19 protein-coding genes are annotated in these 23,414 nt (G+C 35.5%); 11 read left to right on the top strand and 8 right to left on the bottom strand.

The genetic code is table 11. The features are described from left to right. Positions 1 to 17: 17 nt before the first annotated feature. The 7 genes from EG342_RS18505 (at position 18) to EG342_RS18475 (ending at position 9,446) form a co-directional block, all read left to right on the top strand. On the top strand, positions 18 to 1,511 hold the full coding sequence (locus tag EG342_RS18505) for a hypothetical protein (RefSeq protein ID WP_103292329.1): 1,494 nt from the start codon (positions 18 to 20) through the stop codon (positions 1,509 to 1,511). A gap of 91 nt (positions 1,512 to 1,602) precedes the next feature. After that, entirely contained in the window at positions 1,603 to 2,130 is a 528-nt protein-coding gene (locus EG342_RS18500) for a DUF1697 domain-containing protein (RefSeq protein WP_103292330.1), read from the top strand. 327 nt (positions 2,131 to 2,457) lie between these two features. Next, positions 2,458 to 3,267 (top strand): 3-deoxy-8-phosphooctulonate synthase, encoded by an 810-nt coding sequence (gene kdsA / locus EG342_RS18495; RefSeq protein WP_103292331.1) that lies wholly within the window; start codon positions 2,458 to 2,460, stop codon positions 3,265 to 3,267. Between the two features lie 43 nt (positions 3,268 to 3,310). Further along, on the top strand, positions 3,311 to 5,554 hold the full coding sequence (locus tag EG342_RS18490; RefSeq protein ID WP_103292332.1) for a TonB-dependent receptor plug domain-containing protein: 2,244 nt from the start codon (positions 3,311 to 3,313) through the stop codon (positions 5,552 to 5,554). Between the two features lie 174 nt (positions 5,555 to 5,728). Beyond that, positions 5,729 to 6,109, top strand: coding sequence for an HYC_CC_PP family protein (locus EG342_RS18485; protein ID WP_246008658.1), 381 nt, complete (start codon positions 5,729 to 5,731; stop codon positions 6,107 to 6,109). A gap of 115 nt (positions 6,110 to 6,224) precedes the next feature. Then, on the top strand, positions 6,225 to 6,698 hold the full coding sequence (locus EG342_RS18480) for a DUF3347 domain-containing protein (protein ID WP_103292333.1): 474 nt from the start codon (positions 6,225 to 6,227) through the stop codon (positions 6,696 to 6,698). Positions 6,699 to 6,788: 90 nt separating this feature from the next. Beyond that, entirely contained in the window at positions 6,789 to 9,446 is a 2,658-nt protein-coding gene (locus tag EG342_RS18475) for a multicopper oxidase domain-containing protein (RefSeq protein ID WP_164465204.1), read from the top strand. Between the two features lie 58 nt (positions 9,447 to 9,504). On the opposite strand, the gene EG342_RS18470 is transcribed toward EG342_RS18475, so the two are convergent. The 6 genes from EG342_RS18470 to EG342_RS18445 all read right to left on the bottom strand — a co-directional run bounded on the left by EG342_RS18470 (position 9,505) and on the right by EG342_RS18445 (position 14,834). After that, the gene (locus EG342_RS18470) at positions 9,505 to 10,623 is read right to left on the bottom strand and encodes an FAD-dependent monooxygenase (RefSeq protein WP_103292335.1); all 1,119 of its coding nucleotides are present in this window, start codon (positions 10,621 to 10,623) and stop codon (positions 9,505 to 9,507) included. Between the two features lie 57 nt (positions 10,624 to 10,680). Further along, positions 10,681 to 11,181, bottom strand: coding sequence for a GNAT family N-acetyltransferase (locus EG342_RS18465; protein WP_103292336.1), 501 nt, complete (start codon positions 11,179 to 11,181; stop codon positions 10,681 to 10,683). Between the two features lie 5 nt (positions 11,182 to 11,186). Further along, complete coding sequence (locus EG342_RS18460) at positions 11,187 to 11,780, bottom strand: hypothetical protein (protein ID WP_103292337.1); 594 nt, start codon at positions 11,778 to 11,780, stop codon at positions 11,187 to 11,189. Between the two features lie 214 nt (positions 11,781 to 11,994). Further along, complete coding sequence (locus EG342_RS18455; protein ID WP_103292338.1) at positions 11,995 to 12,627, bottom strand: hypothetical protein; 633 nt, start codon at positions 12,625 to 12,627, stop codon at positions 11,995 to 11,997. 66 nt (positions 12,628 to 12,693) lie between these two features. Beyond that, a complete protein-coding gene (locus EG342_RS18450; protein ID WP_002979276.1) occupies positions 12,694 to 13,560 on the bottom strand; it encodes a sigma-70 family RNA polymerase sigma factor in 867 nt (288 codons plus the stop codon). A 482-nt stretch (positions 13,561 to 14,042) separates the two neighbouring features. Next, positions 14,043 to 14,834, bottom strand: a complete 792-nt coding sequence (locus tag EG342_RS18445) for a S1/P1 nuclease (RefSeq protein WP_103292339.1) — start codon at positions 14,832 to 14,834, stop codon at positions 14,043 to 14,045. 488 nt (positions 14,835 to 15,322) lie between these two features. On the opposite strand from EG342_RS18445, the gene EG342_RS18440 reads away from it, so the two are divergent. The 3 genes from EG342_RS18440 to EG342_RS18430 are packed head-to-tail and all read left to right on the top strand — an operon-like array spanning position 15,323 to position 18,363. Then, entirely contained in the window at positions 15,323 to 16,240 is a 918-nt protein-coding gene (locus EG342_RS18440) for a type VI secretion system baseplate subunit TssG (protein ID WP_246008657.1), read from the top strand. 54 nt (positions 16,241 to 16,294) lie between these two features. Next, the gene (locus EG342_RS18435; RefSeq protein WP_103292341.1) at positions 16,295 to 17,197 is read left to right on the top strand and encodes a TssN family type VI secretion system protein; all 903 of its coding nucleotides are present in this window, start codon (positions 16,295 to 16,297) and stop codon (positions 17,195 to 17,197) included. Between the two features lie 26 nt (positions 17,198 to 17,223). Then, positions 17,224 to 18,363, top strand: coding sequence for a hypothetical protein (locus tag EG342_RS18430; protein WP_103292342.1), 1,140 nt, complete (start codon positions 17,224 to 17,226; stop codon positions 18,361 to 18,363). A gap of 81 nt (positions 18,364 to 18,444) precedes the next feature. Here the strand turns inward: EG342_RS18430 and blaIND are convergent, their stop codons facing one another. Together blaIND and EG342_RS18420 are read right to left on the bottom strand one after the other, a co-directional pair. Beyond that, positions 18,445 to 19,176, bottom strand: a complete 732-nt coding sequence (blaIND, locus tag EG342_RS18425; RefSeq protein WP_103292343.1) for an IND family subclass B1 metallo-beta-lactamase — start codon at positions 19,174 to 19,176, stop codon at positions 18,445 to 18,447. Between the two features lie 179 nt (positions 19,177 to 19,355). Then, positions 19,356 to 20,009, bottom strand: coding sequence for a metal-dependent transcriptional regulator (locus tag EG342_RS18420; protein WP_103292344.1), 654 nt, complete (start codon positions 20,007 to 20,009; stop codon positions 19,356 to 19,358). Positions 20,010 to 20,254: 245 nt separating this feature from the next. Here EG342_RS18420 and EG342_RS18415 point away from each other — a divergent pair, with 245 nt between their 5' ends. Next, on the top strand, positions 20,255 to 23,266 hold the full coding sequence (locus tag EG342_RS18415) for a zinc-dependent metalloprotease (protein WP_164465203.1): 3,012 nt from the start codon (positions 20,255 to 20,257) through the stop codon (positions 23,264 to 23,266). Positions 23,267 to 23,414: the final 148 nt, after the last annotated feature.

The raw sequence follows: 23,414 nt of genomic DNA, 5'->3' as shown, positions 1-23,414 counted from the left end.
GGAACTAAAAATGCATAATGGCCGAAACAAACACCAGCAAGTTCCCAATCTATGCCGTAATTGTTACGGTTGTTTTTAAACTTCTTTTTTTATTGACGCATTATATTCAGGAAGATGCATTCATTACCTGGAGAGTTGCTCAGAACCTATTAGACTACGGAGTGATAGGCTTTAACGGAGATACCAAAATCTCAGCTTCTACCACACATCTGTATGTTTTTGTGTCTTATCTTTTCAATCTTGTTTTTGGTAAAGAACATTTTATTGAACCACTTTTAATTTTCAATTCCATTCTTTTTACCATAGGGACGCTGCTTCTTTCTCATTTGGTACTTAAAAATCCCTGGCATAAAGCTATTTTTATATTTTTAATAGGAATTCTTCCCCCTGCAATTAAAATTTCTATCCTTGGAATGGAATATGGAATTCTGTTTTTCCTGGAGATGATTCTATTATATTATGGCTTTCATAAAGGAAAAAAATGGGTATTGACTCTTCTGCCGGTTTTAATTATGTTTACAAGAATTGATACGGTTATTTTCCTTGGAATTATATTTCTTGTAGATGTATTCTGGAACAGAAAGATCAGATGGAACTATATTTTTGGTGGGATTCTGGGTGTTTTGTGTACGGTAGCCTTTAACTGGTTCTATTTCGGAGAGTTGGTTAATAATACCATTACAGCGAAGAAATTATTATATGAGCAAAGTTTTACATTTCAGCAAAATGTTAATTATTTTCTGGTAAGTTTTGGAAACTTCTGGGGGATGTTAAAAGTACCTGGAAACTTTAATCCGGTAACAATTATTGTATTGATTTTTGAATTGCTTTGTTTCATTTATCTGGTGAGACAGAGACAAAACAGGAATTATTTCCTGTGGATTATCTTTATGTTCGGATGGGCAAAGCAAATTGTTTTTATCTCTCAAAAAAGCTTGTTTGACTGGTATTACTGGGTTCCCCAACTTCTTCTTTTTGTACCTGTCCTTATCTTTGTATTAGAGCAGAAAGTGAAGCGAAACTTATGGTTGTCATTATTAATTGTATTGTATATTCTTCCGATGATGGCTTTTCAAACTATTCATTCTATAGCAACAGGAAACGGAGAATGGAACTATCGCAGAACGATCGGATTATTTTTAAATACCTATGAAAAAGATAAAAATCAATGGATCTTACTGGAACCTGCGGGCTATGTTCCTTATTTTTCAGGATTAAAAACGATTGATGAGGTTGGACTGGTGGACAAGCAAATTCAGGGAGAGATCAAAAAAGATAAAAAGAATTATTGGATCAATACTGTAAAAAACAGAAAGCCTAAATATCTTCTTTCCTATAAAAATTTATATGAAGGCACCAATGCTGAGGCTTTATATTACCAAAGTCATTATAAGCTTTTGAAGGAATTTAGGGTAAAAGATCACCTGAATAGCGACAATAAAATTCTGGAAAAAATCTACCATTTAAAACCTTCGGGAACAGACTATAATCTATATATCAGAATTGATTAAAAAACTAAAGAGTATTAAAGTCAGAAATGGTTCTCCAGGAATTCTCTCACTCTAATACTCACTAACTCTCAAACTCAAATCTTTCAAACTCATGAAATACTGTGCTTTTCTCCGTGGTGTCAACGTAAAAGGAACGAATATGAAAATGGCAGATGTCTGTCAGGTTTTTAAAGACGCCGGAATGACAGAGGTCAGTTCAATACTGGCTTCCGGAAATATTATTTTCTCTTCAGACAAAAATGCTGAAAACTTAAAGCTCATTCTGGAAAAGGCAATGTCGGATCACTTTTCTTACGAAGCTTTTTTGTTTATTAAATCTAAAGAAGAGACACAAACATTTTGGAATAGTATTCCTTTTGAGAGGAATGATCACCACCATATCTATGCTTTTGTTGGAGTTCAAGGCGTAGAAAAAGTATTAATGGCAGAATTTCAAAAAGCCGCACAAGCTGAAAATGAAAAGGCTGAAATTGTTGACGATATATTTTATTGGCAGGTACCTAAAGGAAATACTCTTGATTCTGCTTTTGGAAAGGTGTTGGGCAAGAAAAGCCTTAAAGATCAGCTGACCAGTAGAAACGTGAATACGTTTGAAAAGGTTTTGAAAAAGATGGAATAAAATATTTTTTCTTTTGTTGCAACGAATTTATAAATTCTGCAGTCTGGATTCCTCCAGAATGACAATGTTTGTAGGTGTCATATAATTTTGTGAAGCTAACCTATTTTGTCATTCCGTAGGAATCTAAAAGTTTTGGTTAAAGCCAATGGATTTTTTATCTTTTGATAAACGGGCTAAAGCCCGTTCCCATTGAATTACCTGACTGGATTGACATGGTTTCCATCAGGATTCTTTCCAAATAATACATATAGCATAACTCCGGACCCAAATAATTTCCAAGTCTGAAACTTTCTCAGTATTTTTACTGAACTTTTTAATTACAACAAAATGATTCAGTATTTAGATAATATTCAACACAAAGATTCAAAAAACTTTTTCCTTATCGCCGGACCTTGTATTATTGAAGGGGAAGACATGGCTTTAAGAATAGCTGAGAAAGTAATCAACATCACAGATAAGTACAATATTCCATATATTTTTAAAGGAAGTTTTAAAAAGGCTAACAGAAGCCGTGTAGATTCTTTCACGACAATTGGTGAAGAGAAATCTCTTGAAATCCTTAAAAAAGTAGGAGAGACCTTTAATATTCCTACAACGACGGATATCCACGAAAATGAGCATGCTGCATTGGCTGCACAATACGTTGATGTTTTACAGATTCCTGCATTTCTTGTTCGCCAGACAGATTTATTGGTGGCAGCAGCAGAAACCGGAAAATGTGTTACCTTGAAAAAAGGACAGTTCCTTTCACCGGAGTCGATGAAGTTTGCTGTTCAGAAAATAACGGATTCCAATAATCAGAAGGTAGCAATTATTGAAAGAGGAAATTCTTTCGGATATACAGATCTGATCGTAGATTACAGAGGTATTCCAACAATGAGAGAGTATGCTCCTGTAATTCTGGATGTTACGCATTCTTTGCAACAGCCTAACCAAAGTTCAGGAGTTACAGGCGGAAGACCGGATCTTATTGAAACTGTTGCTAAAGCTGGAATTGCAGTAGGAGCTGATGGAATTTTCATTGAAACACATCCGACGCCTGAAACAGCTTTATCTGATGGAGCAAACATGTTAAGACTGGATTTATTAGAAGATTTACTACAAAAATTAACAAGAATTAGAGAATCGATTTTGTAATTGTTAAAAAAACATTAATTTTAGAAATTCTAAAACATTTCTTTTGAAAAAACTAGTTTTACCGCTTAGCCTTATAGTGCCTGTACTGATCTTTTCTCAACAGAGAAAAAAAGATACGGCAACAACTAGAGTAACCGATATAGAGGAAGTTGTATTCCAGAAAAAAACGACAGGAAGAACCAACGACCTTACCAATATAAAAATTTCAGCGAAAGATGCCAAAGCAGTGGCTTCCATCAGTGGAGGAATTGAAGGGTTAATTAAAACCTTACCTTCCGTAAACTCCAATACTGAGCTGTCTTCCCAATATATGGTACGTGGCGGTAACTATGACGAAAACCTTATCTATATTAATGATATTGAAATCTACAGACCTTTCCTGATCAGAAACTCACAGCAGGAGGGGATGAGTATCATTAACCCGGATATGGTTTCGAGTGTGAATTTCTCTGCAGGAGGATTTGAAGCCAAATATGGTGATAAAATGTCTTCTGCTCTAAATATCTATTACCGTGAACCTGAGAAATTTGAACTTTCAGGGGAAGCTAGCTTAATTGGAGGGAGATTGACCACAGGTTTAGCCTCAAAAAATAAAAAATTTACCGCTTTATTTTCCGGAAGATATAGAAATACCAATCTGGTTCTTAATACATTAAAAGAAGATACGGACTTTAATCCTACTTATTGGGATTTCCAGTCTTATCTTAATTATCACGTCAGTGATAAATTCTCGATGTCTTTCATCGGATATTATTCCAAGAATGATTATGAGATGATTCCCAAGCAAAAAAGTGTCACTTTTGGAAGTCTTCAGCAGCCGATTACAGTCGATATTGGTTACTTAGGAAAAGAAAACGATCAGTACAAGAATATGATGGGAACGTTTTCGATGAATTATAAGCCAGCCGAGAAATGGAAGCTTACATTGGATGCATTTGCCTATCAAAACAGAGAGAGAGAATATTATTCTATCCAATCTGTTTATCAGTTACAGACTTTTGATCCTGTTACCAAAGATCCTGTGGCGTCTTATGATGTAGGCAGTCAGATTGATCATGCCAGAAATGATTTGTTTGTAAGAACTTATGGAACACAGTTCAGAGCTAAATTCTCTCCAAATGTCAATACAGATATTGAAGTAGGAGTTAAATATGAAAAAGAAAATCTGAAAGACCTTACCAACGAATGGAAATTGGTAGATTCTGCAGGATACAGCCTTCCAAGACCGGAGGTGATTGATCCGAGAACCGGTGCTACAGGAGATCTGAAACTGGTTTATTATATTGCCGGAAAAAATAACATCGAGCCTTCAAGATTGTCAGCGTATGCACAATATTCCCAAAAGTTTTACTGGGGAGCGAGTAAGGTATTTGTCAATGCCGGAGTAAGAGTTGCCAATTGGAGCTTTAACAAAGAAACGATATTTTCACCAAGATTTCAATTTGCGATCAAACCGGACTGGGATACCGATATGTTATTTAAAATTTCCGGAGGGATCTATTATCAGGCTCCTTTCTATAAGGAAATTAAAGATCTGGATGGTAACTTTAATCCAAATATAAAGTCACAACGTTCTATGCAGCTGATTCTTGCCAACGATTATGAGTTTCAGATGTATGACCGTCCGTTTAAACTGACGACGGAATTGTATTATAAGAAAATGGATAACCTGATTCCGTATTATATGGATAATGTTAGAATCCGTTATTCAGGAGAAAATAATGCTAAAGGATATGCCTATGGAATTGATACGCGATTATTTGGTGAATTCGTTCCGGGAGTAGATTCCTGGTTATCGGCAAGTTACGCAAGAGTGTATGAAAATATTGACGGAAGAGGAGATATTCCGAGGCCAACAGATCAGAGATTCAGATTTGCCATGTTCTATCAGGATTATATGCCGCAATTTCCATCAATGAGAGTAAATCTTACCTTGGTGTATGCTATGGGATTGCCAACAGGAGCTCCTGTGATGTTTGACAGCAACGGGCAACCTGATTTTAATTCAGCATATACCTATCAGAAAACATTACCATCTTATAAAAGAGTGGATATAGGACTTACCAAGGTTTTTATTGATCCGAAAGATAAAAATAAAAGATCAGGTTTCTGGGGGAACTTCCAGGAATTAACGCTTGGAGTTCAGGTTTTCAATGCATTTAACATTAATAATACAGTGGCCAACCAGTGGATTACGGATTATAACTCAGCCAATACAAATATCTATCCGGTTCCGGTACGTCTTACAGGACGTTTCTTTAATGTTACCCTGAACTTTAGACTATAATAGGCTAGAAATAGCGACTGATTTTATAACGATATCATCTGATTCTTTTCAGAGTATAAAAATAGAAAGCTTTTGAATTTTTTTCAGAAGCTTTTTTATTTGCCGGAATTTTATAACAACAATACCGAATTTTATAACAACGGTTTAACGGATATTTTTAACTTTGTCATACTAATGAAAAAGATTCTTGCCATACTATTCTCTATTTTCTACTTTGGATTTTCTTCCGGGGCAGCTTTTAGCGTTCATTATTGTATGCAGGAATTTGTTTCTGTGAGTCAGAAAACCAATGATATCTGCGGTAAATGCGGTGTTAAAGATAAAAAAGGATGCTGCAAAACAGAAATTAAAATTGTAAAAGTTGATGATTCTCAGAAATCGGATTTTCTCAAAATTGATTTTTTAAGCCAGATTTCAGAAATTCCGGCAGAACCTCAGTTTTTCTTTGTAGACCGATCTTTTTCAGTATCGAAATTCACTCAGATTCAGATCAATGCACCACCGGAATACAGACCGGTACCTATCTATATCAATCATTGTAATTTTAGAATTTAGAATTCATCCGTCGTTTTCCACATGATTATCATAGGGTTACAGACGACATGCTCTGACGCATTTCCTGTGCGTTCTCAATAATTCTTTATTAAAATTAATTCTAAAATTTAAAACAATGAAAAAATACATCATAACAGCAGCTTTATCAATATTCTCTATTATTTCGCTTTCAGCACAATCTAAAAAAGATGCTAAAGTTTCAAAACTCTATCAGAACTACATCGCTATCAAATCTGCTTTAGCTTCTGATGATGCCGATAAAACTTCCAAAGCTGCAACAGAATTCATTAAAACAGCTTCAACGATCGATTATAAGTTAGTTTCTGAAGGCAATCTTAATATCCTCAGAAAAGATGCTTCTGCTATTTCCGACGCAAGAACTGTTACCGCACAGCGAGAGACTTTTATGAACCTTTCAGACAATATGATTGCTCTGACAAAACAATTCAAACTTTCCGAAAAACCGGTTTACGTACAATACTGTCCAATGGCCGACAGTAGCTGGTTAAGCGATGAAAAACAAATCGCAAATCCTTACTATGGCAAGTCTATGCTTTCATGCGGAAGTGTGAAGTCAGAAATTAAATAAGTGTTGTACTCGTTTTTAAAACAATAAGTTGCATAGCTTATGTCATCATTGACTTTAAGTTGTGCAGCTTCTATAAAAGTTCGAAATATTATGAAAAAGCTAATAATGTTTCTGGTGCTTTTGTTCTCTGTTTTTATTTTCGCCCAAACAACAAATACTTCTTATACCTGTCCGATGCACGCGGAAGTTGTTTCCTCAAAACCTGGAGACTGTCCCAAGTGCGGAATGACATTGGTGAAAAAAAAGGTTGCAAAGCCGGCAGAGAAAGCTGTATCTCAAACAGAGATAAAGACAAAATCTACAGAAATTAAATTAAATAAAACTAACCCTCAGTCTCAAACTACTTATACTTGTCCAATGCACCCGGAAGTTATTTCCGATAAGCCGGGAAAATGCCCAAAATGTGGAATGGATTTAGTAGAAAAGGAAAATCATCAGCATGAAACTGCTGAGGTTCCGTCAGAAGAAAAGACTGTTTTAAAAAAGAATTCAGAAAACGGAAGGCTTACTTTTGGAGGGAAAACGGTTCGATATGACCTGTATGTAAAAGATACGATTGTCAATTTTACCGGAAAAAACCGTAGAGCTCTTGCCATAAACGGTAAGCTCCAGGCTCCGACTTTGTATTTTACCGAAGGAGATACTGCAGAAATCTATCTGCACAATATGCTCAAAGAAAATACGGGTCTTCACTGGCATGGTGTAATTCTGCCCAATGAGCAGGATGGTGTTCCATATCTTACCACTAAACCTGTAAAACCCGGTGAGACTCACTTGTACAAATTCAGAATTTCTCAAAACGGAACCTATTGGTATCATTCCCATGAAGCACTTCAGGAACAGATTGGGATGAATGGGATTCTGGTTTTTAAAAAGAGAGAAGGAGAGCCTGCGATAAAATACAACGCTGAAATTCCCGTATTGCTGGGCGATTGGAGTGATGATGATCCTATGCAGATTGCCAGAAGGCTTCATATGGCCAACACCGATTGGTATGCAGTTAAGAAAAATGCAGTCCAAAGTTATTGGGAGGCCATTAAATCCGGAAACTTCGGAACAAAAGCTTTGAATGAATGGAAAAGGATGGAGGCAATGGATGTAAGTGATGTATACTATGATAAATTCCTTATTAACGGAGCTCCAAGTTCAGATTATTCTAATCTAAAAGCAGGTGATAAAGTACGATTAAGAGTGGCAAATGGTGGCTCATCTACTTATTTCTGGCTGAATTATGGTGGCGGAAAAATAAAAGTGGTCGGAAACGATGGAAATGATGTGGTTCCTGTGGAAGTTGATCGATTGATTGTCGGGGTTTCCGAAACCTATGATATTGAGGTCACTATTCCTGAAAATAAGAGCTTTGAATTTCGTGCGACTTCAGAAGACAGAATTGGACATGCATCGCTCTGGTTGGGTTCTGGAGAAAAAGTGGCAGCTCCTGATTTGCCGAGATTAATGCTTTTTGAAGGGATGAAAATGATGAATGGAATGATGAAGATGAGCGGAAATATGAAGCCGATGAATATGACGATGGGGAACCAGATGATGGATATGAATGAAGTAATGTATCCTGAATTATCTGAAAGCCAGCGAAAAACCACAATGAAGCACATGAATGAGATGATGGGCGTGAAAACCAAAGAAGAAAAAAAGAAGGTAGATCATTCGGAACATTCAGGAATGGATATGCAGGAGGAAAAGCAGATTAAAAGACTTTCATACAACATTTTAAAATCTCCTGAGAAAACCATTCTTCCAACTGATAGCATTCGTGAAATGAAATTTACCCTGGAAGGAAATATGAATCATTATCTGTGGACTCTTGATAATAAAACGGTCACAGAAACGGATAAGATCCTTATTAAAAAAGGAGAGGTGCTGAGAGTTAAGATGTATAACAATTCAATGATGCGTCATCCTATGCACCTTCATGGTCACGACTTCAGACTGATTAATTCAAAAGGAGAATATTCACCGCTGAAAAATGTAGTAGATATTATGCCAATGGAAACGGTTACGATTGAATTCGCAGCCAATCAAGATGGAGACTGGTTTTTCCACTGTCACATTTTATACCATATGATGGCGGGAATGGGTAGAATATTCAGTTATGAAAATTCAAAACCCAATCCACAGCTTCCGAACAGAAAACTGGCATGGAAGAATTTCATGAAAGATAACCAGATGATCAGTTCTATGGCAATGCTGGATGTAGCAAGCAATAAGATACATGCTGAGACGATGACAATGTTTGGGCCAAGATGGGCTAATCTTAATGAATTTCATTCCAACTGGAACTTTGATCACCTTGAAGGAAGTGTAAAAGCAGGAAGATTTTTAGGAAAATTCCAGTGGGCGCTTCCCTATGTGGGGTTCAGATTTCAGAAGAACCATGAAATTATGGAAAGGCAGATGGCAGAAAATATGGGAGCTGATTTCCATGGAAAAAAGACGTGGTTCGGTCAACAGAAAGCTTCAAAAAATAAATTCGCTTTCATAGTCGGGATGCAGTATGTGTTGCCAATGTTGATTACCGCTGATGCAAGTGTTGATCAGAACGGAAAAGTACTATTGGAGTTAAGCAGAGAAGATATTCCGCTTTCCAGAAGGCTGAGAGGAAATTTCAGTGTCAATTCAGACGGAGAGTTTTCAACAGGATTGAGATACATTGTTCAGAAATGGATGTCTCTCTCCGGAAACTATGATAATGAAATGGGCTGGGGAGCCGGTATTACTTTTACTTATTAATCAAATTAAATACAATTGAAAGCTGTCTTACCAAAGGCAGCTTTCTGTTTTATGAATATTACATTTCCAATTCAATAATTTTCCTGGCCATCTTTTCATTCGTACTTTCCGGAATCAGTCTCATTAAAAAATTACGCAATGTATTTCCATGTTCCCACTGAGAAACTTTTCCAATGCTACGGCTTGTACTCACAATATAATCTACCTTTTTTCTCCTGATTTTCTGAAATTCTTCAAAAATAGCATTAAAGTCACTGCTTTTCTCCAGCAATCTTCCGATAATATAAGCATCTTCAATTGCCTGACAGGCTCCTTGTCCCATATTAGGAGTTGTGGCATGTGCGGCATCTCCAATCAGACACAGGTTTTCAGAATACCATTTTGGAATGGGAGAGAGGTCGGTGATGGTATTACAGATGATATTTTCTTTTGAAGTAGATTCAATAAGATTTAAAACTAAAGAATCAAAATCCTTGAAAATCTCTGCAATCGTGCTATAGTGGCTGAAACTTTTCTCATTTACACAAGCATACCAGTATATTTTTTTATCGGAAATCTTAACAAATCCAAAGCGTTTTCCTTTTCCCCATACTTCAAAAGCTTCCTGATGGTATTTCTCCGGTAGTTCAAAGTCTACCAGGCCGCGCCAGCATTTCTGTCCTGAATTTCGTATCGTTCCGGATTTTAAAACTTGATTCCGGATTGGCGATTTTATTCCATCTGCTCCAAAAATGATCCTGCTTTCTGCCCGGACACTATTTTCAAAACCTAAAATATAATGATCTTTCTTTTCAATGTTGACTAAAGAATGATTAAGCTGAATATTTTCTGAACCTATATTTTCCACAAGAATCTTTTGAAGTTCAGCCCTATGAATTGCTACATTACAGGAATTGTACTGTTTTTCCAGGTCAAGAATTTCAGTTTTTGAAATGGTTCGCAGCGACTCATCGGTTATCGTAATTCTATGAATTTTATTTCCGGCTTTTTCGATTTTTTCTTTTAAACCCAACCGGTCAAAAACCTGCATAGCATTCACAGCCATCATAATTCCGGCTCCAACAGGTTTTATTTCAGAAGCTGATTCGTAAATCGTAAAATCATATTGATGCTGCTTAAGGACATTTCCCAGAGTAAGACCGCCGATTCCGGCACCGACTATTGAAATTGTATTCATCCGTATAAGGTTTTAGATAAAAAATGTACTGAGCTAACTTTTGAAATAAGTGTTCTTTTATAATGTTAACATAAAACTTTCGGATACTTTTTCAAAACCATATTTACCAAAGAAATGGTGCGCTCCATGATTATTAACACCACTTTCCAGCATAATAAAACTGATATCCCATTTTTTAGCTTCCGTGATTACCTCTTCCATAAGCTTACTTCCCAGGGATTGTCCTCTCACAGCTTGATCCAACAGCATATCTTCTAAAATAGCATACTTTTTAAAAGGGCTGCTGATAATGTTAAAAACCAGCATTCCTACAATTTTTTCATCTTCATTTTCTGCAATTAAAATCTTCAGTTTTGAAGTTCCGTCATAGTCATAATCGGTCATAAGCTGTTCTGTAAATACAGCTCTGAGGTCAGGATTCCAGTGTTGAGCATCTAAGGCTCTGCCGTACATAATCTCACTGTGGGAAATATAGGAGTCGGTTTTATGCGTAATAAAAAAATCAACGAGTTCTTCAACACGTGTTTTATCAGTAAGCCATTTCGTCGTATAAGTCATAAGTGTTATTTTAATTTTTTTAATTCTTCCACCAATGTATTTTGTCTATTGATGAAACTGTCCAGGCTATCTGTTTTCAGGGGATGAGCCTTTTGATACTTTTCAATTTCAGGAAGTGTTTTTCTGATTTTAAAAACAGTATATAAATTGGTTAATGTTTCGTTGTTTTTGGTAATCAGATTGATACGATCTGTGATATTTTTAACTTTAAGATCATACTGATCAGAGCTGGCCTGAATTTCTTTTTCTACCTGCTGTTTTACCAATGAATCTGTAATATTTTTTGTCTGATAACTGGCATCCTGGTAAAATGAAGCTGAAGTGTTTAATATGTTTTTATATTGAGCTACAACTTTGCCACTTTCTTCAAAGGTTTTTACTATTTTGGAATTAAGTGCTGTAAGCTTTTTGTCATTTTTAATTAATTCAAAATATATATTGTCTACTGTTGTTTCATTACCACGATAACTTTTAAATGAGGTGGAAACAGAAGATTCGGCATTGTCAACCGCATTGTCCGCCAAAGGATTCTCCGGTTTATTTTCTCTGCAGGAAATTATAGCAAGAGCAAGAGTAGAGGCGAAGAATATTTTTTTCATAGATTGTTTTGTATTAATTGGTTCATTTTATAGAAAGGCCTTCTGCATCAACGAATAAAATTAAGCATTTAAATTCTTTTCAGATTTGATATCGAATATGATTTTAATTAGTTGAACAAACTTTTGAAATTGTTACAAAAAAAAACGGAGCCTGAAAACAGACTCCGCCTATAAAATTTTGTTTCGCTAAAATTATTTATAATATGATTAATTATTATTTTAATCCATATTCTAATAAAAGATTTCCTCTTTTCGTAATTATATAGGTTATATTATCATATTCAGCATCTTCTATTTCAGTTGAATCAAAATTTCCCATTTTTTTTATGTCAATCAATCCTAAATTATATAGTTCCTCATCTAAATCGATATAAAAATTGTTGTTTTTACATTCTTTAAGTAAAATTAAATCATAGTATAATGCTTTTTCAACTATGTTTGAAAGCTTTAAAAAATCATAATATTTTATATTTTTTGAAATAAAATTCTTAAATAACTTTCCAATAATCTTAGGCTTTTCATCGGAATCAATTCTAGTAATAATCTCTAATAATTTTTCACCAACTTTTTGTTTGTATTTTGGGGAATCATCAATATATTGAATTTCTCTTAAGATTATATGTCTATCTACATTTTCTAATTCCATTAAAAAATAATATAATTTTTTGATGAATAGCTTATCATTAATACTAATACCAATACTTAGTGCTTTTGCTATTGTTCCAATTATCGGAATTTCTTTTATAACATTATTATCGATAATGCTATCTAAGGTCATTTCTCCAAAATCGGAAATTAAGCCAAATGTTTCACTCTTTATAATTTGATTAAATTTATTTTCTTCCATAAATACAAAAATAAAAAAACGGAGCCTGAAAACAGACTCCGCCTATAAAATTTTGTTTCGCTAAAATTATTTACCTAAATAAGATTTCAAAATCTTACTTCTGGTATTGTGCTTCAATCTCTTGATCGCTTTTTCTTTGATCTGACGCACTCTCTCTCTTGTAAGATCGAAAGTTTCACCAATTTCTTCTAAAGTCATTGGGTGTTTTCCGTTCAGTCCGAAGTATAACCTTACCAAATCTGCCTCTCTTGGAGTCAAAGTATTCAATGCTCTTTCAATCTCGATTTGTAGAGATTCAAGCATCAAATCTTTATCCGGACTTGGTGATTCCCCTGAACGCAATACATCATAAAGGTTAGAATCTTCACCTTCTACTAAAGGTGCATCCATAGACAAATGTCTTCCGGAGTTTTTCATCGATTCTTTAATATCCTCCTCACTCATGTCAAGAACTTCAGCCAATTCTTCCGGAGAAGGTGGTCTTTCATTTTCCTGCTCAAGGTGAGCGTATGCTTTATTAATTTTATTGATGGAACCAATTTTGTTCAACGGAAGTCTTACAATTCTTGATTGCTCAGCCAACGCCTGTAAAATTGATTGACGGATCCACCATACTGCATAAGAGATAAATTTGAAACCTCTAGTTTCATCATACCTTTTTGCCGCTTTCATCAATCCTAAATTTCCTTCATTAATCAAATCGGGTAAAGAAAGGCCTTGATTCTGGTACTGTTTAGATACGGAAACCACGAAACGAAGGTTGGCTTTGATTAGTTTCTCCAGTGCAGCTCTGTCGCCAGCACGTATTCTTTGTGCCAATTCTACTTCTTCGTCCGCAGTAATCAGTTCTACTTTACCAATTTCCTGCAAATACTTGTCTAATGAAGCAGTTTCCCTATTGGTTACCTGCTTAGTGATCTTTAATTGTCTCATTTATTTTTATCCTCAAAAAAGAGTTACTATATATTATACGTATAGAAACATGAAAAGGTTACACAAGTTTTATTTTTTTGTTAAATATAATCGTCGGAAGCAAATCGAAGAGATCAGAATAAAGAGAAAATAGGCAAGAAAGAAATGTAATCTTAACATTCTTCAATAAGAACGACTTCCCTCATTCCCCTCCTTTGGAGGGGTGGCGAAAATTCAAAGAATTTTTGACGGGGTGGTTGAAAGCTATACAAAATCAATACAATCCACACGTATATTAAAATTTAGATTCCTACGGAATGACAAAACGTGTTAACATCACAAAATAGGATGATACCTGCAAACATTGTCATTCCGTAGGAATCCGGGTGCATTTATTTACTCTTTTTGGTCTTGGCGGCTACCTTTTGAATCAAGGACTTTAAACAAAAAAAAACGAAACCGAAGTTTCGTTTTTATATTCTATTGTTGAAATTAATTTTCAATTAAAAAAGCTCGTTTAATACTTTTGCTAGTCTCAAACCTCCGTAAAGAAGTTGTCTTTCAAGAGTTTCGTTGAACTTATATTGATAGTCGTATGATAATTTTGAGCCATCAGGGGTCTGTGCATAGATCTTGTTGGCAATTTTGTGAGAATCATATAACCAGTCTTCCAGTGTTCCGGATTGAATTTGTTTTACTTCGTCTTTAGATTTAATGTCTAAAAGTTTAGAATACTCCGTATAACTGTATTTTTGAGAATCTACCAATTTCCCATCCCAAACGGAGTGTAAATTCGTTTTATCACCAAAATAAGTAACGTTGATTTTATTTCCTCCTAAATCTTCTGCTCTTCCTACGTGTAGAGGCTGTGCGAGATCACCCATAATATGGATAAGGAAAATCAGAGCAATCTTTCTGTCTTTTTCAGACGTATTTTTGTCCTTGATCTGGCTTGATAACGTGTTTACCTGCGTGTAAAGACTAGGTCCTGCCTGCATTTTCAGATTTTGATCAAAATTTTTGAAATCAGTCTGAGGATCAATGTTGACATAATGCCATGATGAAGCCTGTTTCCAAACTCCTGTTGTATCAGATTTGATAAAATCCGGCCAGTTGGCCCAGTACGCCAGGCGTTCTTTTCCCATTATTTTTCTGATCTCTCTTCTTGCTTTCCCGGAAAGGTGGTTTTCTGCGATGTCTGCAATGACTCTGTGCCCAGTTAATCCCCACGCATAAGAATAAAGTGAAGAGGAGATGAATGCTAAAATCAGAATTTTAGAATAAATACTTTTCATTTTAAATAACAATTTTCAGTCTGCAAAGATACGGCCCGAATTCGGAATGAGCATGACTTATCCCGGATTTATTCTATAATATTATGTTAATAAAATTTAATCCAATTAAAATAGAAATTGTCCTAGGTTTGGAAAGATTTATAAAATGTGTTTATGTTTAAGAATATAAAAATGGAATAGAGGAGAGGAATAGTAAACATTTTATACTTTAATTTAGCCAATGAGTTACCATAAAACGGGAATAACCAGGAAACATGAATTTTTAAACATCTGGTTTTTAACACCAAACTTTAGATTTTATAAGGGCAACAAATCTGCTTTTCCCCGTATTTTTACGGAATTTGCGGAATTTTTTTCTTTTTAATACCAATAAATTAGTATTTTTAAAATAAAATTATTGGTAAAATATTTTTTCAAACTTGAGAGATATATTATCTTTACAAGTCATAATCAGAGGAAACACTATGCATGAGAATAATATTGTAGACATGAATTACAATAAGCTGCAGACAGACTTTAAGGCTGAGGCTGTGGCTGTTAATCTGTTGAAATACCACCGGACAGTAAGCAATATTTTTATTGAACGGGTCGGGGTAAATGACCGCGCCTATTTAAAGGATATTAAAAGTATTTCAAGCAGTTATTTAGGCTTTGACGAGGAAGTATATACTATAGAAAGCTACAGAGAAGGTATTTACGATTACCTTCCTGAAGGGTTGTTTCATCCACCGTCTCTCGGAGCTTCCAGAAAAAATGTAGACACGGTAGTAAGAGAAATCAGGAAACAGAAAAGGGTAGAAGATGATGCAAGGAAGTTTTTCCGTCCTTTTGAACTGGAAGTATTTTTTACTGAGATCAGTGCATTACTCAAAGAGTCTGAATTTGACATCACAAGCAATACAGATGCTTTACTGGAGACTGTAAGTGAACTTTGGCCTCTGATCAGAATGCTGGATAAGCAGAATGCCTATATATTTATGCATATTTTACCGTTTTTTCACCAGATCAGAGGAAGCAAAAAATGGTTTGAACGATGTATGACCGCTTTTCTGCAAGTGCCGGTAGAAGTAACGTTTTCACCTAATATTATTGATGAAATAGAGAAAAATGACGACTCGATGTTATTGGGGAATTCCAGATTGGGGGTAACCTATATTCCGAGTGGAAGACATATGGACGGGCAAAGAAACTGGGTGATTAATATCGGCCCTATTCCTTATGAGGATATGAAAAAGTATATTCCGGGAAGTCCGTTCAGAAAAGTACTTGAGGCACTTTATGATTACTTTCTTCCTGTAACCGTAGATGTGGAGGAAAATTTTGTTACCGAAAAACTGGAATATTCTTTCAGTCTTGAAGATGATGAAAGAAATGCCAGCCGCCTTGGATACTCTACATTCCTCTAAATTATTTTATTATATTTACAACTACCAACAAAGTATAAATTCGAAAAGAAACAAATGGAAATTTCTTCAGTAAAAGGTATTTTTTTAAGGTATATTTTAATGCCTTTAATCGCAATTATTATGATGGTTATACTCGGTGTAATCAGGAGAAATAAACCTGCGATCAAAATTAAAGTAATTATTGTATACATTCTTCTATGCAGTTTATGTCTGGCTATTCCCGGAGTCTTTGGGTTTGCCGGAAATCTTTTTAACCCGTACTGGTATATTATTGCTCAGATCATTTATCTTATTTTTGGGATTATTCATGTTAACTTATTGCATAAATATTTTAAGAAGCATATTGATTCTATTGCGATGAGTATTTTATTTGAATCCATACTTTCAATAACGTGTATTGTATTGGGTGGCTATTTATTTACCCTACTTTTTAACTGGATGAGTAAAGGAACAGGATATCCGGTGATGGCTGCAACAAGCATGGTGATTTTTGTTGTTCCAATGGTATTTTATTACTGCTATATTCAGTTTATCAGTATTCCTTTTGATATTTATAAAACCTGGAGATATTCTCCGGAGCAGAAACTTCCCGATTTTGAAGGGGCAGATTTTGACAGATTAATGGTTTTGAATGTTGAATTAAGTAAAAAATTAGAAGATTCAAACCGATTCAGAATTAAAGCAAAAACACTTCCGACCGGAGTTACTTTCGGGGACTGGTTTTATAGAGTAGTTGATGATTACAATCATAAAAATCCGGGTTCTGTTATTCACCTTTCAGATGAGGAAAAAGAGCCTTATTACTGGATTTTCTATACTAAGAAATCATTTTTCAGTTTTAGAAAATATATAGATTTTGACCATGATATTTCTACAAACAACATTTCTGAGAATGAAGTGGTAATTTGTAAAAGAGTTATTCAACATGAGGAGGAGGGAATCGTAAGAAAAGCATAAACACAAAAAATTAAAAAGTATTAAACATGATACAACCTATTAAACATTTTGCAATCAATTGGGTGGATGGGATGAAAGTTTCCCAGAGACACCTTAATGATCAGGATAATTTCTTAATTGATACGATCAGAGATTCCAATTCACTTGGGATTACTACATATAATTACGGTCTTTTACCTATTTCTAACGAATATACAGATCGTACGATTTTTGATGTACACAATACCGCTACCAATGATGTACAGTTGGTCATTAAACGATGCAGCGCTGTTACGATGGCAGGATATCGCATTGAATTAAACGACAGAAGAATCAGTGTAAAATCATTAGCAAAATCGATGAACGAAGAGCAGGCAGACGGGGAATATTATATCCTTATTTCTGTTAATCCTTTTGATAAAGTACCTTTCGGTGATATTGATCCGGAAGAGATCCCGCCGCGTCATCCCAATGCACAACCCAATCACCACATTGAATTACTTCCTGTAACTTCGCTCAACAGCAGCTATTCGGGAGGAAATTATCTGATCGTTGGGAAAGTAGATCTGAAGGCCAATATTGCACAGGTAGATTCTAATTTTATCCCGCCGTGTACCTCTGTTCAGAGTCATCCGGCTTTGATAGAATACTACAACAGCTACGCAAAATCCATTGGAAATCTGCAACAGTATGCATTTAAAATTATTCAGAAAGCATCGCATAAAAATCAGAATACAGCACTGGCACAAAATGTTAAGTTTCTTTGTACCACAATGGTAAATACCTTTGGAGATATGTATTTCCAGTTTAGGAATATTACGCCGTGGCAACCGCCGGTATTCCTGATCGAATCTTTTGCAAGGCTGGCACTTCATTTATATAATTCCACTCAACTTCTTGTTCCTGCTGAATTGGAAGAAATGTTGAATTATAGCCTTGAATGGAGCGAAATTGCTCCACATACCTTATTAAATCAGCTTTCTATTGTGGCTGAGACCAACTATGACCACCACAACTGCGGAGAGCCGTTATTGTATATTCAACAGATGTTGAGAAGTCTGGAAACGATCTTCTCTAAACTGAGTGAGCTGGATTATATCGGTCAGAGAAAAGAAAATATTATTGTTAACGAACAAGAAGTTTCTACCAATACCAATCCGAAGAGAGGATGGAGTGTTTTGGATTAGAAAATACAGTAAAATACAAATCCCGGATGAAAGTCCGGGATTTTTTTTGTTTTTAATATGGATAACAAATGATGTCTGTTTCTAATTTCCTTTTGGATTTTTATTTAGGAGATCAAGGGTATGCTCTACATGTCCGCCACCTTTCCATTCATCATGTCCGGGAATAATCAGAGTGGCCTGCGAATATTTGGATTTCAGTTTTTCCATAGTTTGCGGCCATTGGGCTACGTTGGCTTCTCCTGTAAAGCCTAAATCGGTTGCTGTTCTGCTTTTTACGAGACATCCACCATCTAAAACTTTATATTTTGGAAACCATACCACTACATTGTCAACGGTATGACCTTCTCCAAGAAAATCTACCACAAACTCTTCTCCGCCTATTTTATAAGGTTTTCCGACTTTTATAATGTCTGTGGAAGTTGCTTTTCCGTCTTTCTTAAGTAGCTCATTCGTTTTTGCTGTAGCGAACGTTTTAATCCCTTTATTATTGTAAAAGCTTAAATCTCCGGCTCTGTCATCATGTGAATGTGTTGCAAATACAGCAATAACAGGTAAGTTATGACGCTTTTTTATTGTATCCATTAAGGTTTGATACTGTTCTTTCGGCCATGGAACATCAAATAAAACCACTCCTTTTTTGGTGATGAGGTAGGCTGCATTAGCAGAATATTCTCTTCCTCCAAATACTCCAAAACTTTTGTAAATATATAAGTTGGGTTTAATCGGGGGTTCGATGACAAAATCCTTTATCTGAGCATTCATCAATGGGCTTAAAAACATCGACATCATCAAAAGCTGAATACTTTTTTTCATAATTTCTAGGGTAATAATAAAGTTTTAGTATGGTCCGGAAAGATTATATCCGGGTAGAAAATTTTAGCAAACCTAATAAAATTAAAGTATTCAAGTATTTTATAAAAAAAGTTTAACCGTTTTTTAACAGTTGTGAGGCAAAAAAACTGTTCCAAAAATGAAACAGTTTTTAATGATGATTATTTCTTTACCAATATCTTTTCTGTAGCTTTTTTGCTGAGAATTTCCTTTTTTCCATCAATCTCAATGGTCATGGATTTATCAAAGCTTTCAATTTTAACGACTTTTACCTGCGTATTGAGAAGAAGTTTTCTTTCATTTAAATAGCTTAAAAAAGCATCATCAGAAAGCGTCACTGAAGCAAAAACTACAGCTTCTCCTTCTTCACAGTTGCTCAGTTTCTGCAAATCCTGGGAAATAATATTTCCGTCTTTATCAGGAATAGGTTCTCCGTGAGGATCGAATTTGGGATAGTCCAGAATCTCGTCCATTTTATCGAAAAATACCTGAGAATGCACATGTTCCAGCTGTTCAGCAATCTCATGAACATTTTCCCAGCCGAAATTCATTTTTTTAACTAAAAACATTTCAGTGAGTCTGTGTTTACGGACTACCAGAGCTGCTTCACGCCTTCCGTTTTCTGTAACAATCAAAGGTTTATAGGTCTCATAAATGACCCATTTTTTCTCTGCAAACTTTTTCATCATATTATTAACGCTTGGCATTTTTACATTTAAAAATTTGCTGAGTTCGTTAATGGTCACCTTTCCTTCATTGTCAACTAAATGAAACAAAGCTTTCAGGTAATTTTCTTCTGTTAGGGTTGTTCTCAAAATGTTAGATGATTTTCAGTACAAATCTAACAAAATTATATGAAAACTCTGTAATGTAGACTAATGAAGTATAGTTTTAAGAGATTGTTATTATTTAAAATAAACCTTACTATTTGCAGTTGCGAAGGAGGTGAGAATATTATTCTTAAATGATAGGTATTTTGGTTGTGATTTTCAATAATTTATATAGGATGTGTAAAATTTATATTGGTTTATTATTTATCTTTAAGAAAAAAACATTTACAATGAAATTGAAAATTACACTCCTTTCTATCTGTGCTTCTTTCCTGATGAATGCACAGATATTAGACACCAATGATGTACACGCTAATGATCTTCCCGGAACCACTTTTAAGCTGAATACTGAAAATTTCAGAAGAAATGTGGAGGGCAAGAAAAAGAATTCCGGAAAAATCACCAATCAGTCAATTGTCTTAACTCTTATTGATGGTAAGCAGCAAGAATTTATCTTATCAGAGAATAATCTTGTCAGCAAAAGGCTGAACAATATTGTTACTTTTGACGGATATTCAAAAGACAGACAGTCAAAGATAAAACTGACACTTGCTGGAGATAAGGTTACGGCAATAATTAAATCAGACAAAGGTTATTTTATCGTAGAACCTTACAAAACCAAAGCTGGAGAATACAGGATTTATAATTCCTCAGAAATGTTTGGTGAAAATTTCCAGTGTGGAACTGATGAAATGGAATTTAAAAAAAGCCTGGAAGCTATTGCTCAAGGACTTCACGTTCAGAAATCGGTAACAGGTTTTCCTTATGGAGGTCAGATGAAAACATTTAGAATGGCTGTAGCCACAACGGGTGAATTTACAACGGCATTTGGAAATCAGGATGCAGCCCTTGCAGAACTGGTGGCCATGATGAATCTTATTAATCAGATTTATGAGTCTGAGTTATCTGTTTCTTTTCAGTTGATTGATAAAACAGTAAACAAAACGTTACTTTTTACAGACGGAGCTACTGATCCTTTTACCATTAATGCTTCTTTTGCTTCAGCAGCCAATTCCCAAGCTGGTTTTGACATTATGAATACGAATGGCACGCTTCCTTATGCTGATTATGATATCGGCCATACTTTTAATATTATGCCGGGTGCCGGTGGCAGTGCACAGGGACAGGCAGGACCACAACCTTGTAATTCAGGCTTTAAAGCAAGAGCATGGAGCCAATGGACAGTTGCGATGCCAAAATCTTTAACTGCGAATCTGATTGTTCATGAAATGGGCCATCAATTCGGAGCATGGCATACTTATAATGCCGTAGGCGGATCACCAGGAAGCCCAACATTCTGTACAGTGGGATGGAACGGTGATTCTGCGGTAGAACCGGGAGCTGGATCTACGATTATGGCCTATGGAAATAACTGTACTACACCAAACGATCAAACCAACTCAGGAAATAACGGATTAAACTATTTCCATGCAAAAAGCATCGACCAAATTCTCAATACTTTAAGTGTATCATCAACCTGTTTTAATGCCGTTGCAGTAGCAAATACGCCGCCTGTTGCCAATGCCGGAAATGCAGCGATCAGCATTCCTAAAAATACCCCTTTCAAATTAAAAGGAATTGGAACTGATGCAGAAGATACCAATCTTTCCTATACCTGGGATCAGGTAGATGTGGCTTCGGCAAATGATAAAGGAGCCTTTGGCAGTACGATCAACGGAACCGGTGGTTATTCTGCGGTAAACAGTACAACGGCGCCATTATTCAGATCAGAGCAAAGCACTGCAACTACAGAAAGGTATTTTCCTAAAATGAGGTTTGTATTAAATAATCAAAATACACCTCCGACGAGTGCTGCAGAAGCATTACCTCTGGTAGCAAGAACCATGAAAATGAGATTTACGGTAAGAGATAACAGCATCGTTTCCGGAGGAGCCGATTCTGACCAGGTATTGGTGACGGTGACGGATCAGGGACCTTTAACGGTTACTTATCCTAACTCTAATGTTACGGTAAATAATGACAGCAATATCAATGTGACATGGGATGTAAATCAAACCAATACTTTAAAAAATACAGTAAATATTCTTCTGTCTACGGATGGAGGTGATACTTTCCCATATGTACTTGCTTCAGATGTGCCTAACAATGGTACGGCTAATGTATTGATTCCGTTTGTAGCGTATACAGACAAGGCGAGAATTAAGGTGACGGCAGTCATTAATAATTATGCAGAGTTCTTTGATGTTTCAAATACGAACTTTACAATCAATTCAACCTGTAATGCTTTCCCATCTGTTATGGTGGAAAATGCTAAAGTGGTAACGGCCATTCAGGGAAGTGCTCAGGCCAACCTGAATCTTCAGCCGCAGACCTCTTCCGGTGATTCTTATAGTTCTAAAGTATTAACTTTTGCTACAGCAAATATGAGTCCTGATGCTTTATACATCTATAATCAGACCAGCACCGCGCCATACCAGATTCTGGCCAGTACCAGTTTAATTCCTTATAAATTTAAAGTAACAGAAACAGGAAGTTATACGTTAAGCTATCCTTCTCCTGATGCTGTAATTATGACCATATTTAAAGGAAATCAGGTAAATGTTGCCAATTTTATAACGTCTAATGGCGTATATAGTGGTACAGGAACCGGTTTGAGCTATTACAGATCATTCTCTGCAACTCTTGAAAAAGGAGTGGAATATTATGTTACGGCTAAAAATCTGGGCAGCACAACAATAGGATCAAGTGTTACCGTTAGCAATGACGGTTCCGGAAGCTTCTACAATGTGATTGATTCTCCTGTGGGAATCAACTATACCTATGTTGCTATTAATACAGCTACCAATACGATTGTTGCACAAAGTACAACTGCGGACTTTACAACTTTACCGGTGGGAACATATACTGTACAGGGGATTTCGTATACCGGTGCGGCAACCGACCTGATTAACAAATCAATTGCCAATCTTATTCAGAGTAAAACATGCCACCAACTGAGCAAAAATAATATTACTTTAAATATTACAGCAGCATTGGCAACAACTGATCTATCCAAAAAACAGATCGGGCTGGTACCAAATCCTGTGAAAGATTATCTTCATGTCTACAGTGATGAAAAGATTACACATTATGAAATATATGACGCATCCGGAAGATTGATGGAAATGAATGTGATGAACAATTCTGAAATTAATTTTTCTAAATTCAAAACAGGCGTTTATATGTTGAAGTTATTAAATAACAAAACTGTAGTCAGCCAATCTAAGGTGATTAAGAAATAATCATTGAAGGATCAATTTAAAAAGGGTTATATTTATATAGCCCTTTTTTTATATCTGATGCTAACGTATTTTGTCATTCCATAGGAATCTAAATAGACTTTTATACAAATAAGATTAGAAAAAAATAGGAACAGTCTGGATTCCTTCG

Origin of the sequence: Chryseobacterium lactis (genome assembly GCF_003815875.1) — a bacterium.
In the GTDB taxonomy this organism is placed as follows: domain Bacteria; phylum Bacteroidota; class Bacteroidia; order Flavobacteriales; family Weeksellaceae; genus Chryseobacterium; species Chryseobacterium lactis.
The sequence above is the reverse complement of the archived record's forward strand: the minus strand, read 5'-3'. Positions and strand labels throughout refer to the sequence as shown.

Bases quoted from the DNA above. Each gene is read 5' to 3' on its own strand.
- EG342_RS18445 (WP_103292339.1), bottom strand. From the start codon at position 14,834: ATGAAAAGTATTTATTCTAAAATTCTGATTTTAGCATTCATCTCCTCT.
- EG342_RS18480 (WP_103292333.1), top strand. From the start codon at position 6,225: ATGAAAAAATACATCATAACAGCAGCTTTATCAATATTCTCTATTATT.
- EG342_RS18435 (WP_103292341.1), top strand. From the start codon at position 16,295: ATGGAAATTTCTTCAGTAAAAGGTATTTTTTTAAGGTATATTTTAATG.
- blaIND (WP_103292343.1), bottom strand. From the start codon at position 19,176: ATGAAAAAAAGTATTCAGCTTTTGATGATGTCGATGTTTTTAAGCCCA.
- EG342_RS18430 (WP_103292342.1), top strand. From the start codon at position 17,224: ATGATACAACCTATTAAACATTTTGCAATCAATTGGGTGGATGGGATG.
- EG342_RS18470 (WP_103292335.1), bottom strand. From the start codon at position 10,623: ATGAATACAATTTCAATAGTCGGTGCCGGAATCGGCGGTCTTACTCTG.
- EG342_RS18475 (WP_164465204.1), top strand. From the start codon at position 6,789: ATGAAAAAGCTAATAATGTTTCTGGTGCTTTTGTTCTCTGTTTTTATT.
- kdsA (WP_103292331.1), top strand. From the start codon at position 2,458: ATGATTCAGTATTTAGATAATATTCAACACAAAGATTCAAAAAACTTT.
- EG342_RS18440 (WP_246008657.1), top strand. From the start codon at position 15,323: ATGAATTACAATAAGCTGCAGACAGACTTTAAGGCTGAGGCTGTGGCT.
- EG342_RS18450 (WP_002979276.1), bottom strand. From the start codon at position 13,560: ATGAGACAATTAAAGATCACTAAGCAGGTAACCAATAGGGAAACTGCT.
- EG342_RS18415 (WP_164465203.1), top strand. From the start codon at position 20,255: ATGAAATTGAAAATTACACTCCTTTCTATCTGTGCTTCTTTCCTGATG.
- EG342_RS18505 (WP_103292329.1), top strand. From the start codon at position 18: ATGGCCGAAACAAACACCAGCAAGTTCCCAATCTATGCCGTAATTGTT.
- EG342_RS18500 (WP_103292330.1), top strand. From the start codon at position 1,603: ATGAAATACTGTGCTTTTCTCCGTGGTGTCAACGTAAAAGGAACGAAT.
- EG342_RS18485 (WP_246008658.1), top strand. From the start codon at position 5,729: ATGAAAAAGATTCTTGCCATACTATTCTCTATTTTCTACTTTGGATTT.
- EG342_RS18465 (WP_103292336.1), bottom strand. From the start codon at position 11,181: ATGACTTATACGACGAAATGGCTTACTGATAAAACACGTGTTGAAGAA.
- EG342_RS18460 (WP_103292337.1), bottom strand. From the start codon at position 11,780: ATGAAAAAAATATTCTTCGCCTCTACTCTTGCTCTTGCTATAATTTCC.
- EG342_RS18455 (WP_103292338.1), bottom strand. From the start codon at position 12,627: ATGGAAGAAAATAAATTTAATCAAATTATAAAGAGTGAAACATTTGGC.